General features: G+C 62.1%; 16 protein-coding genes. 13 read left to right on the top strand and 3 right to left on the bottom strand.

Annotated features, from left to right (window positions below):
• Window positions 1-139: 139 nt before the first annotated feature.
• The 9 genes from AAIE04_RS07670 (at window position 140) to AAIE04_RS07630 (ending at window position 8518) form a co-directional block, all read left to right on the top strand.
• Window positions 140-1675 (top strand): MFS transporter, encoded by a 1536-nt coding sequence (locus AAIE04_RS07670; RefSeq protein ID WP_019452605.1) that lies wholly within the window; start codon window positions 140-142, stop codon window positions 1673-1675.
• Window positions 1676-1716: 41 nt separating this feature from the next.
• Window positions 1717-2757 (top strand): HlyD family secretion protein, encoded by a 1041-nt coding sequence (locus tag AAIE04_RS07665; protein WP_019452604.1) that lies wholly within the window; start codon window positions 1717-1719, stop codon window positions 2755-2757.
• The gene (locus tag AAIE04_RS07660) at window positions 2757-4202 is read left to right on the top strand and encodes an efflux transporter outer membrane subunit (protein ID WP_498576753.1); all 1446 of its coding nucleotides are present in this window, start codon (window positions 2757-2759) and stop codon (window positions 4200-4202) included. Before AAIE04_RS07665 ends, AAIE04_RS07660 begins: the two co-directional genes overlap by 1 nt.
• Window positions 4183-4956 (top strand): siderophore-interacting protein, encoded by a 774-nt coding sequence (locus tag AAIE04_RS07655; RefSeq protein WP_019452602.1) that lies wholly within the window; start codon window positions 4183-4185, stop codon window positions 4954-4956. The genes AAIE04_RS07660 and AAIE04_RS07655 overlap by 20 nt, the downstream gene beginning before the upstream one ends.
• A gap of 21 nt (window positions 4957-4977) precedes the next feature.
• Complete coding sequence (locus tag AAIE04_RS07650; RefSeq protein ID WP_019452601.1) at window positions 4978-5421, top strand: universal stress protein; 444 nt, start codon at window positions 4978-4980, stop codon at window positions 5419-5421.
• 71 nt (window positions 5422-5492) lie between these two features.
• The gene (locus AAIE04_RS07645; RefSeq protein WP_498576752.1) at window positions 5493-6005 is read left to right on the top strand and encodes an Mpo1 family 2-hydroxy fatty acid dioxygenase; all 513 of its coding nucleotides are present in this window, start codon (window positions 5493-5495) and stop codon (window positions 6003-6005) included.
• Window position 6006: 1 nt separating this feature from the next.
• Complete coding sequence (locus AAIE04_RS07640) at window positions 6007-6747, top strand: nucleotidyltransferase domain-containing protein (RefSeq protein WP_498576751.1); 741 nt, start codon at window positions 6007-6009, stop codon at window positions 6745-6747.
• A 174-nt stretch (window positions 6748-6921) separates the two neighbouring features.
• Window positions 6922-8088, top strand: coding sequence for an MFS transporter (locus AAIE04_RS07635; RefSeq protein ID WP_498576750.1), 1167 nt, complete (start codon window positions 6922-6924; stop codon window positions 8086-8088).
• Window positions 8089-8281: 193 nt separating this feature from the next.
• A complete protein-coding gene (locus AAIE04_RS07630; protein ID WP_019452598.1) occupies window positions 8282-8518 on the top strand; it encodes a DUF4282 domain-containing protein in 237 nt (78 codons plus the stop codon).
• 56 nt (window positions 8519-8574) lie between these two features.
• Here AAIE04_RS07630 and AAIE04_RS07625 read toward each other — a convergent pair whose 3' ends face one another.
• Both AAIE04_RS07625 and AAIE04_RS07620 read right to left on the bottom strand, forming a co-directional pair.
• Entirely contained in the window at window positions 8575-9324 is a 750-nt protein-coding gene (locus AAIE04_RS07625; RefSeq protein ID WP_025160408.1) for an NAD-dependent epimerase/dehydratase family protein, read from the bottom strand.
• A 93-nt stretch (window positions 9325-9417) separates the two neighbouring features.
• The gene (locus tag AAIE04_RS07620; RefSeq protein ID WP_019452596.1) at window positions 9418-10281 is read right to left on the bottom strand and encodes a LysR family transcriptional regulator; all 864 of its coding nucleotides are present in this window, start codon (window positions 10279-10281) and stop codon (window positions 9418-9420) included.
• 114 nt (window positions 10282-10395) lie between these two features.
• Here AAIE04_RS07620 and AAIE04_RS07615 point away from each other — a divergent pair, with 114 nt between their 5' ends.
• The 4 genes from AAIE04_RS07615 (at window position 10396) to AAIE04_RS07600 (ending at window position 16220) form a co-directional block, all read left to right on the top strand.
• Window positions 10396-11154 (top strand): SDR family NAD(P)-dependent oxidoreductase, encoded by a 759-nt coding sequence (locus AAIE04_RS07615; protein WP_063918227.1) that lies wholly within the window; start codon window positions 10396-10398, stop codon window positions 11152-11154.
• Window positions 11155-11415: 261 nt separating this feature from the next.
• A complete protein-coding gene (bglF, locus tag AAIE04_RS07610; protein WP_074055662.1) occupies window positions 11416-13284 on the top strand; it encodes a PTS beta-glucoside transporter subunit IIABC in 1869 nt (622 codons plus the stop codon).
• Between the two features lie 14 nt (window positions 13285-13298).
• The gene (locus AAIE04_RS07605; protein WP_498576749.1) at window positions 13299-14702 is read left to right on the top strand and encodes a glycoside hydrolase family 1 protein; all 1404 of its coding nucleotides are present in this window, start codon (window positions 13299-13301) and stop codon (window positions 14700-14702) included.
• Window positions 14703-14849: 147 nt separating this feature from the next.
• Window positions 14850-16220: a carbohydrate porin gene (locus tag AAIE04_RS07600; protein WP_498576865.1), complete on the top strand. Its 1371-nt coding sequence runs from the start codon at window positions 14850-14852 to the stop codon at window positions 16218-16220.
• Here AAIE04_RS07600 and AAIE04_RS07595 read toward each other — a convergent pair whose 3' ends face one another.
• A complete protein-coding gene (locus AAIE04_RS07595; protein WP_498576748.1) occupies window positions 16221-16820 on the bottom strand; it encodes an HD domain-containing protein in 600 nt (199 codons plus the stop codon). It lies immediately after the preceding gene.
• Between the last annotated feature and the right edge of the window lie 3 nt (window positions 16821-16823).

Genomic DNA, 16823 nt, shown 5'->3' with positions numbered 1-16823 from the left:
GCCTCTCCGGTCGTGGTGTGCGTAGTGGATTGCGTTTTGTGCAACTAGTTAATTACATGATTTCATTTTAAACAATCGAAATAAGTCCGGATACTGCCCACGACAACAAAGATTGAGGCTGAAACAGCAGGAGTGGGGAATGGTTGAGGTGTCTGTTACGCCGCACCACAAAAATCGATGGCTCGCCAGCGCCGGTGAAATCAACGGCCGCACCTGGCTGGGGCTGTTCGGCGTGTTTTTGGCGGTGATGGCCAGCGGCGTGGGGGAAAACGCCAGCAAGTTCGCGCTGGCGGACATACAGGGCGGCATGCTGCTGAGCTTCGATGCCGGCAGCTGGCTGACTACCTGTTACGTCACCGGTTTTGTGATCGGTTCCGGGTTCACGCCCTGTTTTTGGCCGACTTTTTCGCTGCGCCGGGTGGCGTTGACGATGTGCGGCATTTATCTGGCCGGCGGGCTGCTGACGCCCTGGCTGGGAGAACAGTATGGCGCGCTGTTGGCGGTGCGCAGCCTGCAGGGCTTCGCCGGCGGCGCGTTGCCGCCGATGCTGATGACGGTGGTGCTGCGTTTTATGCCGCCGCTGATCAAGGTGCTGGGGCTGGGCGCCTACGGCTGGGTCTCGGCCTGGAGCGCCACGCTGGGCGCTACCGCCGCCGCCTTCGCCTTTCACTGGGGTTGGAGCGGGTATTTCTACTGGAACCTGCCGCTGATGGCGATCGCCGCCTTGTGCATCGGCTACGGTCTGCCACAGGATCCGCTGCGGCTGGAGCGCCTGCGGCAGTTCAATTGGCGCGGCCTGCTGCTCGGCGGCATGGCGCTCGGCATGCTGACGGTGGGCATTTCACAGGGGGAGCGCCTCGACTGGCTGAATTCGCCGCTGATCTACGTTTTATTATTGGGCGGCGGCGGATTATTGGCGCTATTTCTGATTAACGAATGGTACCACCCGCTGCCCTTTTTTAATTTACAGCTATTAAGCAAAAGGAATTTGTCTTTCTCCTTAATTACGCTGGGTGGTGTGCTGTTAATTATGGTGTCGCTGGTTAATATCACGTCGGGATATTTAGCCGCGATTCAAGGTTATCGTCAGGAACAAACCTCCGACTTAATGCTGTGGGTTGCGTTGCCGCAATTAATTACGCTGCCGATTGTCGCCATAATTTGCAATACGCCGCGAGTGGATTGCCGCTGGGTGCTGGCGATCAGCCTGCTGTTGATGGCCACCGCCTGCGTGCTGGCGGCTCAGCTGACGCCGGAATGGAATGGCGACACGTTCCGCGTCATCGCGCTGTTGCAGGCGGTCGCTCAACCGATGGCGATCATCCCGTTGCTGATGCAGGCGACCGGTGGGCTGTTGCCGACCGACGGGCCGTTTGCGGCGGCCTGGTTCAACGCGGTGAAAGGCTTCGCGGCCACCGCAGCCGGCGGCGCCATCGCGTTGCTCAGCCGCCAGCGCGGGGATTATCACGCCGGCACGATCGCCGACGGTTTCGGCTCGGCCTACAGTAGCGCATCGGGCGGTGCGGAACAGCTGGCGCAGCTCGCCGCCCGGCAGAGCCACGTGCTGGCCAGCGCCGATCTTTATCTGTTGGTTGCCGGCCTGGCGTTATTACTGACCGCGCTGATTTTATTTATGCCGACCCGTATTTATCCGCCGCGATCGGTCGCCGCCTGACATTTCATCATCAGAAATACCTATTATATGGAGTCACTTTTATGGCTAATAAGAAAGTCGCCATTGCCGTATTGGCGGTCGCCGCCATTACGCTGGGATTATTAATCAATAAATTCTTTATTAAAGATACACAGCAACACACCAACGATGCCTATATTCGCGCCGATATTTCGCGTATTTCTCCGCAGATCGCCGGTGAAATTGCACAGGTGTTGGTCAAGGACAACCAGTGGGTCAAGCAGGGGGAGTTGCTGGCGGTGATCGACCCGCGTGAGTTCAACGTTGCCCTGGCGCAGGCGACGGCGCAGGAGCAATCGGCCCGCGCCCGGCAAGACGACGCCAGGGCTAACCTCACCCGGCAGAGTGCGCTGATCGCCGCCGCGCAGGCGGAGCGGCAGGCGGCGCAGGCGGAGCTGGCGTTTGCGCGCCAGGAGCAGAACCGCTACCAGCGAATGGCCAGCAGCGGCGCGGGTTCGCAGCAGGCGGCGCAGCAGGCGACGACGCGGGTGCACACGCTTTCCGCCAATGTGGCGCAGGCGGAGGCGACGCTCAAAGCGGCGAAAAATATGGAGCAGGTGCTGCAGGCCAAGCTGGCGGACAGCGATGCCGAACTGATGTTGGCGCAGGCGAAGAAAGCGATGGCCGAACTGAACCTGTCTTATACCCGCATCACCGCGCCTATCGGCGGCGTGGTCGGCAAGAAAAGCTTGCGGGTCGGGGAGTTCGTCAAACCGGGCGATGCGCTGCTGGCCATCGTGCCGCAGGACAAGCTGTACATCATCGCCAACTACCAGGAAACCCAGTTGGAAAACATTGCGCACGGGCAGTCGGTAGACATCCATATCGATACCTTTCCCGGCCAAACGCTGAAAGGGCAGGTGGACAGCATCGCGCCAGCTTCCGGCGTCAGTTTCTCGGCCGTGGCGCCGGAAAACGCCACCGGTAACTTCACCAAGATCGTCCAGCGCATCCCGGTGAAGATTGTGTTTGATATCAACAAGGAGCACGCCGCTTTGCTGAGCGCGCTGCGCGTCGGCATGTCTGCGGACGTCAGCATCAATACGCTGGACGGGGGGCTGTAATGAACAGAGCCGTGATACCGCTCTTGCTGATTGCGCTGAGCGGCTGCCGGGCGGTGGGGCCGGATTATGCTCAGCCACAGAACACATTGCCCGAGAGCTGGGGTCAGCAGGCCGGCGGCGGGGCATTGCCGGTGGCCTGGTGGTCGATATTCAACGATGCGCCGCTGTCGCAGCTGGCGCAGCGCGTGGCGGCCGGTAACCTGGATCTGCAGCTCGCCACGGCGCGCCTGCAGCAGAGCCGCGCCCTGCTGGGGGTGACGGAGGCGGCGCTGATGCCGGATCTGAGCCTGGATGGCGCCTATCAGCGCCAGCGCGCCACCTCAGTGGGCAGCATGGATCCGTCCGGCAACGGCGGAGAGGCGGATTACAACCTCTGGCGCGGCGGCTTCAGCGCCGCCTGGGAGCTGGACATGTGGGGCAAGCTGCGCCGCGCGTCGGAAAGCGCGCGCGCCGGCTTCGCCGCTTCGCAGGAGAATCGGCGCGCACTGCTGACGTCGGTGACGGCGGAGGTGGCGAGCAACTATCTGCGCCTGCGCGCCACGCAGCAGCAGCTGGCGGTGGCGCAGGAAAACCGCGCCACCGCGCTGCGCACGCTGCAGCTGACGCAAAGCCGTTATCAAAGCGGCGCGGGCAACGAACTGGATATCGATCAGGCGCAGGTGCAGTTGGCGCAGGTGGATGCCCTGCTGCCGACGTTGGCCGATCGGCAGGAACGCTTGATCAACGCCATCAGTCTGCTGTTGGGCGAGCGGCCGGGCGCGCTGAAGGCGATGCTGTCGCCGCCGGGGCCGCTGCCGACGCTGGCGCGCGCGGTGCCGATGGGGGTGGCGTCGGATCTGGCGCTGCGCAGGCCGGATATTCGCGAAGCGGCGGAGCGTTTGCATCAGGCCACCGCCGAGATCGGCGTCGCCACCGCCGACTACTACCCGCGCATCACGCTGACCGGCAACGCGGGCTACCAGGCATTGGCCTTGTCGGATATGGGCAGTTGGTCCACGCATACCTTCGCCATCGGCCCCGTTTTGTATCTGCCGTTGTTCGACGGGGGAAAAATCACCCAGCGGGTACGCCTGAGCGAATATCGCCAGCAGGAAATGGCCATCGCCTACCAGCAAACGGTGCTGCGTGCCTGGCATGAGATCGACGACGCGCTTTCCGGCTATCGCGCCCAGCAGCGCCGCCAGACGCACCTGGCCGAAGCGCTGGCCGCCAACCGACACGCGTTTGCGCTGGCGCGCGACAGCTATCTGAACGGCGCCAGCGATTTTATCCACGTTCTGAGCACGCAGCGCGCGCTGCTGGATCTGCAGTCCGCGCAAATTGTTTCAGAGGAGGAGACGGCGATCGCCGTGATGAATATCTATCGAGCGCTGGGCGGCGGCTGGGAACACACCTATCCGTCTGCGGCGCCACAGGAGAAGGCTGATGCACAACACGCTGAATAAGATGGTCGACGAGATGCTGGAAAGAGATACCCGCCGCAAGCGGGAGGCGCGGGTGAGCGCGGTGCGGCAAGTTAGCGCGCGGATCAGGCGCATCACTTTGAGCGGCGACGATGTGGACAAGTTTATCGCCGATCCGCGCGCGCAGGAGCCGGCCAGCTGGGTCAAGGTGTTCTTTCCGTGGCGCGACACGCTGGCCGGGCGAGCTTACACCCTGAGCGGCATCGATAAACTCGCCCGCACCTTCGATATCGACATGGTGCTGCACGGCGAAGGCCCGGCGTCGAACTGGGCGCGCGACGCGATGCCGGGCGACAAGCTGGGGTTCGCCGGCCCTTGCTCCGGCGGCTTCCGGCTGCTGCCGCAAACCCGCTGGCTTTTGTTGCTGGGCGATGAGACCGCGTTGCCCGCCATGCGCACCATCCTCGCCTCGCTCTCCGATCCGTTGCCGGTGCTGTGGTTCGCCGAAGTGGGCGATGCGCAGGAGATCCAGGACGTCGATTGCTCCTTTTTGCAGGTGAACAGCTGGCAAATACGCACCCGGCATTTTGACAGCGTGATGAACAGCCCGCTGGTGCAGGCCGTCAGCCACTGCGAGTTGCCGGCCGGGGAAGGGCAGGTGTGGCTGGCCTGCGAACATCAGGTCGCCGCGTATCTGAAGGCGCGTTTTATCAACGAAATGGGCATCTCCCGCGCCGCTTTGTTTGCCAAAGGTTATTGGAAAAAGGGCGAAGCCAATTTCAAGGGCGCGATTTAACTCGGTCGAATGAGGATGGTTATGATTGAGAGAGTGTTATTGGCGGTGGACTGCTTTGAACACAGCGGCAACGCCCTGGAGTTTATGGCGCGTCTGCAAGGCAGCATCGGCGGCGTGATCGTGCTGACGGTGGTGGACAATGCCTTCACGCTTAGCCGCAGCGGCCTGCGTTTCGACAGCGACGAGCGCGAAGAATATCCCGCCGCCCAGCGCGAAGAGGCGCTGGCGGAAAAGCAGGTCGGGCAGGTGACGCGGGCGTTGAAACAGATGGGCTTCAACGCCCAGGGCCTGCTGGCCGCCGGGGCGCCCATCGAGGTGATCCCGGAGCAGATGGCGCTGTTCAACTGCGATCTGTTGATCATCTCGCACCGCCACCTGTCTTCGTTGGAGCGCTGGCTGAACGCCTCGGTCACGCGCGGCCTGCTGGATGAGATTGGTCAACCGGTATTGGTGATCCCGCGCTAAGCTATGGGGAAGGGCAGCCGCATGCGGCGGCGCGCGTTCGGCGACGAAGGCCACACATACCGGAGGTCAACATGCGAAGTCTGGAAGATCAACTTACCGCTTATGCCGCCTATCATCGCGATGCGCGCAATATCGCCACACATTTTATCGGCATCCCGCTGATCGTCGTCAGCCTGTTGGCGCTGCTCTCTCGGCCGGCATGGGGGGCGGGATGGCTGCCGTTCTCGCCGGCCTGCGCGCTGGTTATCGTCTCGGCGCTCTATTACCTGTGGCTGAATCTGCGCCTTGGCGCCATGATGTTGGCGTTGCTGGTGCTGTGCCTCGGGTTCGGCGCCTGGGTGGCGTCGCTGTCGACGGCGGCGTGGCTGAGCGTCAGCGTCGGCGGTTTCGTGATCGGCTGGCTGTTTCAGTTCGTCGGGCATTTCTGGGAGGGGCGAAAACCGGCGTTTATGGACGACGTGGCGGGCCTTATCATCGGCCCGCTGTTCGTGCTGGCGGAAGCCTGCTTCCTGGCCGGCGGGCTGCCTGAGCTGGCGCGGAATATCGAAATGCGCGCGGGCAAGGTGCGCCGCGGGAGGGCCTGAGGTGGCGTTGATTCCCACGGTGACGGCGTTTCCGCTGCAGCTGGCTTTTATCCCGCTGCTGGAGGCGCTGACGACGGGGCTGCCGCGCCAATTCCCGGCGCTCATCCACAGCATTTACCTCTACGGCAGCGTCGCGCGCGGCGAAGCCCTTCCCGGCGTGTCCGATCTGGACATCACGCTGTTGCTCATCAAGCCGGCCGATAGCGGGACGTTGCGGCGCCTTGAAGCGTGGCGGCAAGCCTTTCAGTGGGAGCAGCGGATCGTGAGCAAGGTCGACTTTGACATCGGCAGCGTTGATGAAGCGTTGGCACCGGAGCATCACGATTCCTGGGGATTTTGGCTGAAGCATCACTGCCGCTGCCTGTGGGGCGAAGACGTGTCCGCCGCTTTTTCGCTGTTTCGGCCCGATCGGCGCATCGCGCTGGCGGTCAATGCCGATTTACGGCCCGCGTTGGCGCGTTATCGGGAGCAACTGCTGCAGGCAAGGACGGTATCGGATGAGAGGCGCTTAAAGCGCGAAGCGGCCAGAAAGCTGATCCGCGCCACCAATATGTTGCGCGCCGAGGGAAGCCCGTTCTGGCCGATAACGCTAACCGAGTATGCCGAACAGCTGCTGGCACGCTATCCGGCACAGCAGGCTGACATGACGTACTTGCTGGCTCATGCGGTTGGCGAGGCGAACGACGCCGTCTTTGTCGACCGGATGATGGATTTTCTTGCCTGGATGGAAGGGCAGCGGTAGGACGGCCACCACGCGTGATCACACCGGATGACGGATGCCGCCTCCCGCCGCACTTTTAACAAAATCGCAAAAGTCTTTTAGCCTTCCGCCGGCTTATCTTTGCTGTGACCAATGTCATACTTTCGGCATCTTAACTGTTCCCGCGCTTCGGCAGCGGTAAACCGGAGTTGTTGCATGAAAGTGAATTATCCCTTGTTAGCCCTGGCGGTGGGGGCGTTCGGTATCGGCACCACCGAGTTTTCCCCCATGGGGTTGCTGCCAACCATCGCCAAAGGGGTGGACGTTTCCATTCCGATGGCCGGCATGTTGATCAGCGCCTACGCCGTTGGCGTGATGGTCGGCGCACCGTTGATGACGCTGCTGCTGTCGCACCGGGCGCGCAGAAGCGCGCTGATCTTCCTGATGGCGATCTTTACCCTCGGTAACGTGCTGTCGGCCCTCGCGCCGGATTACACCACCCTGATGCTGTCGCGCATCATCACCAGCCTGAACCATGGCGCTTTCTTTGGCCTTGGGTCGGTGGTGGCCGCCAGCGTGGTGCCGAAGGAGAAACAGGCCAGCGCCGTGGCGACCATGTTTATGGGCCTGACCATCGCCAATATCGGCGGGGTGCCGGCCGCGACCTGGCTGGGTGAAACCATCGGCTGGCGCATGTCGTTCCTGGCTACCGCAGGGTTAGGCGTGGTCGCCATGCTGGGGCTGTGGTTCTCGTTGCCGCAAGGCAGCGCCGGGGCGCGGCCCGATGTGAAACGCGAACTGTCGGTGCTGGTGCGGCCGCAGGTATTGACCGCGCTGCTGACCACCGTGCTGGGCGCGGGCGCGATGTTCACGCTCTATACCTATATCTCGCCGGTATTGCAGCACATCACTGAGGCGACGCCGTTGTTCGTGACGGTGATGCTGGTATTGATCGGCGTTGGTTTCTCCATCGGCAATTACCTCGGCGGCAAATTTGCTGACCGCTCCGAAAGCGCGACGCTGAAAGGCTTCCTGCTGTTGCTGGCGGCCATCATGCTGCTGATCCCGTTGCTGGCGCGCAGTGAAATCGGCGCGGCGGTCAGCATGGTGATTTGGGGGGCGGCGACCTTCGCCGTGGTGCCGCCGCTGCAGATGCGTGTGATGCGCGTCGCCAGCGAAGCGCCGGGCCTGTCGTCTTCGGTCAATATCGGCGCTTTCAACCTGGGCAATGCGCTCGGTGCCGCCGCCGGCGGCGCGGTGGTCTCCGCCGGGCTGGGATACAGCTTCGTGCCGGTGATGGGGGCGATTATCGCCGGGCTGGCGCTGCTGTTGGTGCTGTTTACCAGCCGCCGAGCCGAAAAGGTGGTCTACGCCAACGGCTAAAAACGACGGCGTGCGGCGGGTTTTACCCGTCGCACGCCGTTAGCCGCATAAAACATAAACGCTTATCCACTCCCGCCCCCATTTATCTGTTCGGCATCTAGTCTTAGCCGCTATCATTACCCATGTATATGCATGGTGGCCGCTAGCACGGCACCTCTGGGATAATGAAAGACCTGCCTAAGGAAAGATCCACATGAGAAATATCTTCTTCTTCGATGCGATGCTGACGCCAAAAATCATCACCGCCGTTTACTGGCTGGCGCTGTTGGGCGTGTTGATCAGCGGTATTGGCATGATGTTTTACGGCGAGTTCTTCCGCGGACTGTTCGGCATCATCGTCGGCGGCGTGTTCGTGCGCGTGGCGTTCGAGATGATCATCATTGCGTTTAAAAATAACGAATATCTGCGCAAAATCGCCGAAAAACCGTAATTTCCCGCCAGGCGCCGGGTTCTGCCCGGCGTTGTTCTCTCCCCCCTTGCCGCCTGCTACTCGAAACCGAGCAGGCTGAACGCATCGTCCTGCGGGTAGTAACCGAGCAAACGGCTGGTCTCTTCCAGCGATAAACGTTTGTAACGGTTATTGGAAACCCCATGCACCACCGCATATTGCACCTCTGCGACACGAATGCAGCGCTCCAGCAGATCGGCGGCATCGCGATGGCTGAGAAACGCGCTCATGTCGCGGGCGCTGAGGCGATCGCCCGGGCTCAGGGCCGTGAAGTTGGCGATGCGCACCGACAGGGCGGAAAGCCCCTCCTGGTGGGCGAAATAGGCGGCGATACCTTCACCGAACGCCTTGCTGGCGCCGTACAGGTTTTTCGGTTTCGGCGCGTCATCCGGGCGGATTTGGTAATCGAGCGGATAACCTTCCACCGCCTGTGCGCTGCTGGCGAACACCACCCGGCGGCAGCCGGCATCTTTCGCCGCGCGGAAGATATTGAAGGTGCCGAGAATGTTGTTGTCCATCAACGAACTGCAAAAATCGGCGTCGGGAGCCGGATCGGCGGCCAGGTGCAACACGGTGTCGATGTTGGCGCAGGCTGCGCGGCAGGCGTCGAGATCGGCAATGTTGAAGCTGATGATCTCATCGCCGGGCAGCCGATCGCTCAGCAGGCTGATGTCGCGTTCCGCCAGGCGCAGCGCGTAGCGATCGCCCATGGCCTGACGAAACGCCGTGGCGACCCGGCCGCCGGCGCCGGTAATCAAAATCCGTCCTACATCAGTACGCAACACCATGATGATGGTCATCCCTACTCTCGATTAAGCGTTGACCAGTAATAATCCCCTGCGTGACTTTTGTCCAGTATTTATATTAGTTACGCTGATGGTTTATGCCGGCAATGGGCACGTTTTACCGAGCGTCTCGACCAGGAAAGTCATCACTGCGCGCACGGCGGCGGTACGCGCCAAATCGGGATACGTCACCAGCCAAAGCTCGCGCGTTGGCGCGGCGCTCGCCGTGGGCAACGGCACCAGATCCGGATCGTTATCGGCGACAAACGTCGGCAAAACGGCGGCGCCCAACCCTGAGCGTGCCGCTTGTTGCAGTGAAAACAGATCGCTGGCCTGAAAGACCACCGGCCGCCCCTGTAACAGCTGCTGCAACCATTGCTGATGCGGCTGCTGTCGGTAGTGAGGGTCATAGGCGAGAAAGCGGCGTGCCGCGTCGGGCAGTGCGGCATGCTCCGGCGCGGCGTACAGCGCGTAGCGCATCATGCCGATGCGCTGTGCCAGCAGCTCCGGCTGCTGTGGGCGCACCATGCGCACGGCGATGTCCGCTTCGCCGCGATCCAACTCTGCGAGCGCGGATTCACCCGCCAGCGTCACGACGATTTGTGGGAAAGCCTGATTAAATTCGGCAATGCGCGGAGCGAGAATATGCGCGGCGATCGACGGCGGCGCGCTGATGCGCACGCTGGCCTGTGGCGTTGCGCCGGCGCTGCGCGCATGGCGGATAATGGCCTGGCTCTGCGCGTCGATCCCGGCCGCCAGTCCGGCGATGGCCAGCCCGTCCTGGGTCAGCGGGGTGCTGCGCGGGTGACGTACGATCAAACGCAGGCCGAGCGCTTGTTCCAGCGCCGCTACGCGCCGCCCGACGGTGGCGTGATCGCAGCCCAATTCCCGCGCCGCCGCCGACAGCGAACCGGTGCGCGCCAATGCCACGAAGTGTTTTAAATCCTGCCAGTCAAACATCGGTGAATTCCTGCACATTAACGATGCGGTTTTCAGGAATATTCACACGGATAGCGTCGTGATTCAATGTGCGAACACATCCTTTTAAATTGAATTATTCAATTAGGGTTTCTTATGAATTTGCAATTGCAACAACGCACGGCATTGGTCACGGGAGCCAGCGAAGGGATCGGTGCCGGCATGGTCAGGGTGCTGGCCGCTCAAGGGGTCACGGTAGTGGCCACCGCACGACGCGGCGATCGGCTGCAGGCCTTGGCGGATGAGGTGGAACGGCAAGGCGCTGTGCGCCCGTGGGTCGCCGTTGCAGACGTTACCGACCCCGAAGCGTTAACCCAACTGGCGGCGCAGGCGCTGCGTCAGCTGGGGACCGTCGATATTCTGATCAACGCGGTCGGCGCATTTCACCCCACGGCGCTGGACGAAAGCGATCGCGGTTGGGAAGAGGCTTTCGCTTTGAATTTCACGCCGGCCCGGCGGTTGACTCAGGCGCTGTTGCCGGCCATGCAGGCGCAGGGCTGGGGGCGGGTTATCAACATCAGCGGCTCGATGGAACCGCGCAGCCTGAGCGCCGCCAGCGCCGCCAAGGGCGCGCTGCATCTGTGGGCCAAGGGGCTGGCCGGCGACGTGGCTGCGCAGGGGATTACCGTCAATACGTTACAGCCGGGGCGCATCAACAGCGAACAGATCCGCGAGCGCTTATACGCATCCGATGAAGCGCGCCAGGCGTTCATTGCGCAACATATCCCGATAGGCTACTTCGGCGAGCCGGAAGATATGGCCTATCTGGCGGCGTTTCTTTGTTCCCCGCTCGCGCGATATATCACCGGCGCAGTGATCCCGGTAGATGGCGGCATGCATTATTTCGCGCATTGAGGCCGTTTTGCCCCCGCGATCACAGTTCGAGAATTTGCCGCCGCAAAGCCTTGCCCCGGCAAAATCCGCGGTGGTAACGTCATAACTCAACCGATTTAGGGTTGTTACTGCTGCGGCAGGCAAAACCTAAACCTCGCGTTTTTGTCCCTCGATGGGGCAGAGGCAGCGAGGTTTAGGTTTTTTTTTGCGCCGCATTTCGCCCCCGGCGCCAGGCCAGCGCGGGGCGGGGAGCGGCAGAACGCGAAGTCTAAGGATAACCGTATGAAATATGACACATTAGCCAGTGAGATTTTGGCCGGCGTCGGTGGCCGCGACAATGTGAAAAGTCTGGTGCACTGCGCCACTCGCCTGCGTTTCAAGCTGCGTGACGACAGCCATGCCAATGCCGAGGCGCTGAAGAAAAATCCCGGCGTTATCATGGTGGTGGAGAGCGGCGGCCAGTTCCAGGTGGTGGTGGGCAACCACGTCGCGGAGGTGTTCGATGCGGTCAACCGGGTCGGTGGGCTGACCGAAGGCGCGCCGAATGGCGACGAGGCGGACGGCAAGAAGGATAACCTGCTCAGCCGCTTTATCGATCTGGTGTCCGGCATTTTCACCCCGTTGCTCGGGGTGATGGCCGCTTCGGGGATCCTGAAAGGGTTCCTGGCGCTGAGCCTGGCCTGCGGTTGGCTGCTGGAAAGCGGCGGCACCTTCAAAATGCTGTTCGCCGCCAGCGACGCGCTGTTCTACTTCTTCCCGATCATGCTCGGCTATACCGCCGGGAAAAAATTCGGCGGCAACCCGTTCGTCACCATGGCGATCGGCGGCGCGCTGACGCACCCGCTGATGATGGCGGCCTTCGAGGCGGCGCAGCAGCCGGGCGCGGTGCGCGAATACTTCTTCGGCATTCCGTTGACCTTCATCAACTACAGCTCGTCGGTGATTCCGATCATCTTTGCGGCCTGGGTGTCCTGCCGCCTGGAGCCGCTGTTCAACCGGGTGATCCACAGCGCGCTGCGCAATTTCATCACGCCGCTGCTGTGTCTGGCGATCACCGTGCCGCTGACCTTCCTGTTGATCGGCCCGGCGGCGACCTGGCTCAGCCATCTGCTGGCCAACGGTTATCAGAGCATTTACGCCTTCAACCCGATCATTGCCGGCGCCTTTATGGGCGCGATGTGGCAGGTGTGCGTGATCTTCGGCCTGCATTGGGGACTGGTGCCGTTGATGATCAACAACCTGAGCGTGCTGGGGCGTGACACCATGGTGCCGCTGCTGCTGCCGGCGGTGATGGGGCAGGTCGGCGCCACGCTGGGCGTGATGCTGCGCACCCGTGACGCCAAGCTGCGGGCGCTGTCCGCGTCGGCGATCGGCGCCGGCATTTTCGGCATCACCGAGCCGGCGGTGTACGGCGTCACCTTGCCGAACAAGCGCCCGTTCATCTTCGGTTGCATCGGCGGCGCGCTGGGCGGCGCGGTGATCGGCTACTTCCATACTTCGGTTTACTCGTTTGGCCTGGTGAGCGTGTTCACCTTCGCGCAGATCATCCCCGGCGGCGGCATCGACGCCACGGTGTGGGGCGCGATCGGCGGCACCCTGCTGTCGTTCGTGTTCGCCGCGCTGGCCAGCTATCTGTTCGGCGTCGCGCCGGCGGAAGAGGCCGCCGCGCAGCCTGAAGCCGCTTCACCGCTCAACCGCAAACAGGCGATCCTCAGCCCGATCGCCGGCGATATCGTGCCGCTGGAGCAGGTGAACGACGCCACCTTCGCCAGCGGTTTGCTGGGGAAAGGCGTGGCGATTGCGCCGCAGCAGGGGCGCGTAGTGGCACCGGTGAGCGGCAGCGTGGCGTCGCTGTTCAAAACCAAACACGCCATCGGTATCGAATCGGACGACGGCGCGGAGATTCTCATCCACGTCGGCATCGATACCGTGAAGCTCGACGGGGCGCATTTCACTGCCCACGTGCGGGAAGGCGAACGGATCGCCCCGGGCGATCTGCTGATCGAGTTCGACCAGGCGGCGATCCATGCCGCCGGCTATGACACCACCACGCCGATCATCATCAGCAACAGCGATGACTACGTGGACGTGTTGACCAGCGGCCTGTCTCCGGTGCAGGAACAGGCGCCGCTGCTGACTTTATTACGTTAATTGAGGAGCAAGCGATGAACGGCAAGTTTCCGCAACATTTTCTGTGGGGCGGCGCGGTAGCGGCGAACCAGGTAGAAGGCGCATATCAGGCTGACGGCAAGGGGCTGTCGACCTCCGATCTGCAGCCGCAGGGCATTTTCGGCGCCATCACGCCGCGCATGCCGGGCGACAGCGGCATCAAGGACGTGGCGATCGATTTCTATCATCGCTATCCGGAAGACATCGCGCTGTTCGCCGAAATGGGTTTCAAGTGCCTGCGCACCTCGATCGCCTGGACGCGCATTTTCCCGCAGGGCGATGAAGAGACCCCTAACGAGGCCGGGCTGGCGTTTTACGATCGGCTGTTCGACGAGATGGCGAAGTATGGCATCCAGCCGCTGATCACGCTGTCGCACTATGAGATGCCTTACGGCCTGGTGAAGAATTACGGCGGTTGGGGCGATCGCCGGACCATCGCTTTCTTCGAGCGCTATGCGCGCACCGTATTCGAACGCTATAAGCACAAGGTCAAACACTGGCTGACTTTCAACGAGATCAACATGTCGCTGCACGCGCCCTTCACCGGCGTCGGCTTGCCGCCGGAGAGCGACCTGAGCGCCATCTATCAGGCGATCCACCATCAGCTGGTGGCCAGCGCCAAAGCGGTGAAGGCCTGTCACGAGATCGTGCCGGAGGGTAAAATCGGCAACATGCTGTTGGGCGGCATCCTGTATCCGCTGAGTTGCAGGCCGGAAGATCTGCTGGAAACCCAGCGCCAAAACCGCGACTGGCTGTTCTTCGGCGACGTGCAGGCGCGCGGCTATTACCCGGCCTATATGCAGCGATTCTTCCGCGAAAACGGCATCCAGGTGGAGATCACCAACGAAGACCGGCAAACGCTGCGTGAAACCATCGATTTCATCTCGTTCAGCTACTACATGAGCGGCTGCGTAACCGCCGATCCGGAGCAGTACGAAACGGCGCGCGGCAACATTCTCGACATGGTGCCGAACCCGCACCTGGCCAGCTCGGAGTGGGGGTGGCAAATCGATCCGATCGGGCTGCGCTACCTGCTCAACGTGTTGTACGACCGCTATCAGAAGCCGTTGTTTATCGTTGAGAACGGGCTGGGCGCCAAAGACCGCGTCGAGGCCGACGGCAGCATCAACGACGATTACCGCATCAACTACCTGAATGATCATCTGGTGCAGGTGGCCGAGGCGATCGATGACGGCGTCGAGGTGATGGGCTATACCAGCTGGGGGCCGATCGATCTGGTCAGCGCCTCGAAGGCCGAAATGTCGAAGCGTTACGGCTTCATTCACGTCGACAGAGACGATGCTGGCAACGGTAGCCTCGAGCGTCGCCGCAAGAAGAGTTTCTACTGGTATCGCGATGTGATCCACAGCAACGGCGCCAGCCTGAAAGACCGACGCTAGCCCTTCAGCCCGGCGGCAAACGCCGGGCATTAACCTTTATTCGCTGCTGTTCATGATGGGAAATTCTCTCCCAGGGAATGCTGTTGCCCGCAGTCAGCCGTTATGCGGAGAAATATAATAATGATGAAAAGCTTATTACCTCGTTCCATGACTCTGGCGGCGCTGGCGCTGTGGTGCAGCCAGGCGCAGGCGGAAACGCTGCAGACCGGCAAGGACGTCGAAGCCCCCACCGCCAAATGGGAAGGGGTGGCGCTCGGTTTTGAACCGCCGCAGCCTGGGCTATTGGGGGATATGCTGGGGATCAGGCCGATCCTGGAGGATCACGGTTTCCACTATAATCTCGGTTACCTCAGCCAGCTGTCGTATAACGCCGGCGGCGGTTACAACCACGATAAGCAGGCGTCGTACATCGACCAATTTTCGCTGACCTTCAGCCAGGATCTGCAGGCGCTGACCGGCATTCCGGACGCGGCGATCGAAGGCAATATCGTCAACCGCAACCATGACAACAGCCTGACCCGCGATCGGCTGCAGGATCCGCGCGTCGGCCTGACCGATCTGTCGCAGGAGAGCTTTGGCGGGCAGTCGATTACCCGCCTGGGCTGGTTGACCTTCAGCCGTTCCTTCCTCGACAGCCGGCTGCAGTGGCGCATTGGCATGATGAACAAGGTGCAGGATTTCGATCAGATCATCCCCTGCGATTTCCAAACGCTGACGCTGTGCGGCGGCAAGTCCGCCAACTCGTTGACCTGGTACAACTGGAACGTGCATTACTGGGGCACCACGCTGCAGTACAAGCTGACCGATGGCCTGACGCTCAAGGGCGGCGTGATGGAACAGAACCCGAGCGCCCCCAGCCGCAGCCACGCCTGGAGTTGGTCCACCAAGGGCAGCAAAGGCTTTCTGTTGCCGATGGAGCTGGAGCTGAAAACCCACGCCGTCAACCAGCTGCCGGGGGTGTATAACCTGGGCGTGCTGTTCACCAACGCGCGCCAGAGCGATCTCTATGAAGGGGTATCCGGCGGGCCGGGCGCCAGCGATCCGCAGGGCTATCGCAGCCACGATCGCACCTGGTTCCTGTACACCGGTTTCAACCAGCAGGTGACGCGCCATGCGGATGACGCCAACCGCGGTCTGAGCTTGTTTTACAGCCTGGGGCTGGGGGATCAGCGCAGCAACTACCTGCACTGGTCCACCTCGACCGGCATCCGTTACCGCGGGCTGTTCGATGCGCGGCCGGACGACTGGCTGGGGCTGGGTGTCTCGGTAGTGAAGCTGAGCGATCGCTATAAAGACAATCAGCGCTATCTCAACCAACTCAACGGCGTCAGTGATTATCACGATCCGAACTACCGGCCGGTACCGGGCCATTCGGTGACGGCGGAGCTCTATTATCGGGTGAACGTCACGCCGTGGCTGCAGCTGCAGCCGGGCCTGCAGTATTGGCATCACCCGGCGGGCGTCAGCGAGACGCAGGACGCCTGGGTGACGGCGTTGAAAACGGTAGTGACCTTCTGATCAGGCCGCGTCGCTCTCGCGGTAGCGCCGGCGGGCATGATCGAACCAGCTGGCCGGCACGTTGTGCGGCGGCTGCTGCAGTCTGAGCAGCCCCTGTTCGACGATATGGCTGGCCTGGCGCCACAGCGTCGGGTCGCCTTCGGTCAGTACCTCCAGCAGGCGCTGCTTCTCGATCAGGTAGGTCTGGGCGAAGTGGCTGTCGTAGTCCAGCAGCGAGCGGGTGTTGTCGATCAGATCCGCCAGCTTGATGGTTTTGGCCTGTGGCGATGCGCTTGCGCTGTGGCGCCGATCGCGGTTTTTGCGCTCGAAGCGGTTGCCGTCCTCGGCGTGGCTGACGTTGGTCAACATCCGCACCAGCTCCGCTACCTGCGGCCCAAAGTGGCTTTCGATATCGCCGAGGGTGGTGGGCGTGTCTTCCACCGTGTCATGCAGCCAGGCGGCCGCCAGCATCTCTTCGGTATGCGGCACGCTACGCACCAGTTCCATGACCGCCTGCGGGTGGACGATATAAGGTGCGCCAGTATATTTGCGGCGCTGATCGATGGCCGCATGCGCCTTGGTGGCGTAGCGGCGCGCGCGTTCTGCAAGCGTGTTCGTCATTTC

Source organism: Serratia sp. Ae19-1 (assembly GCF_059801225.1).
The sequence above is the reverse complement of the archived record's forward strand: the minus strand, read 5'-3'. Positions and strand labels throughout refer to the sequence as shown.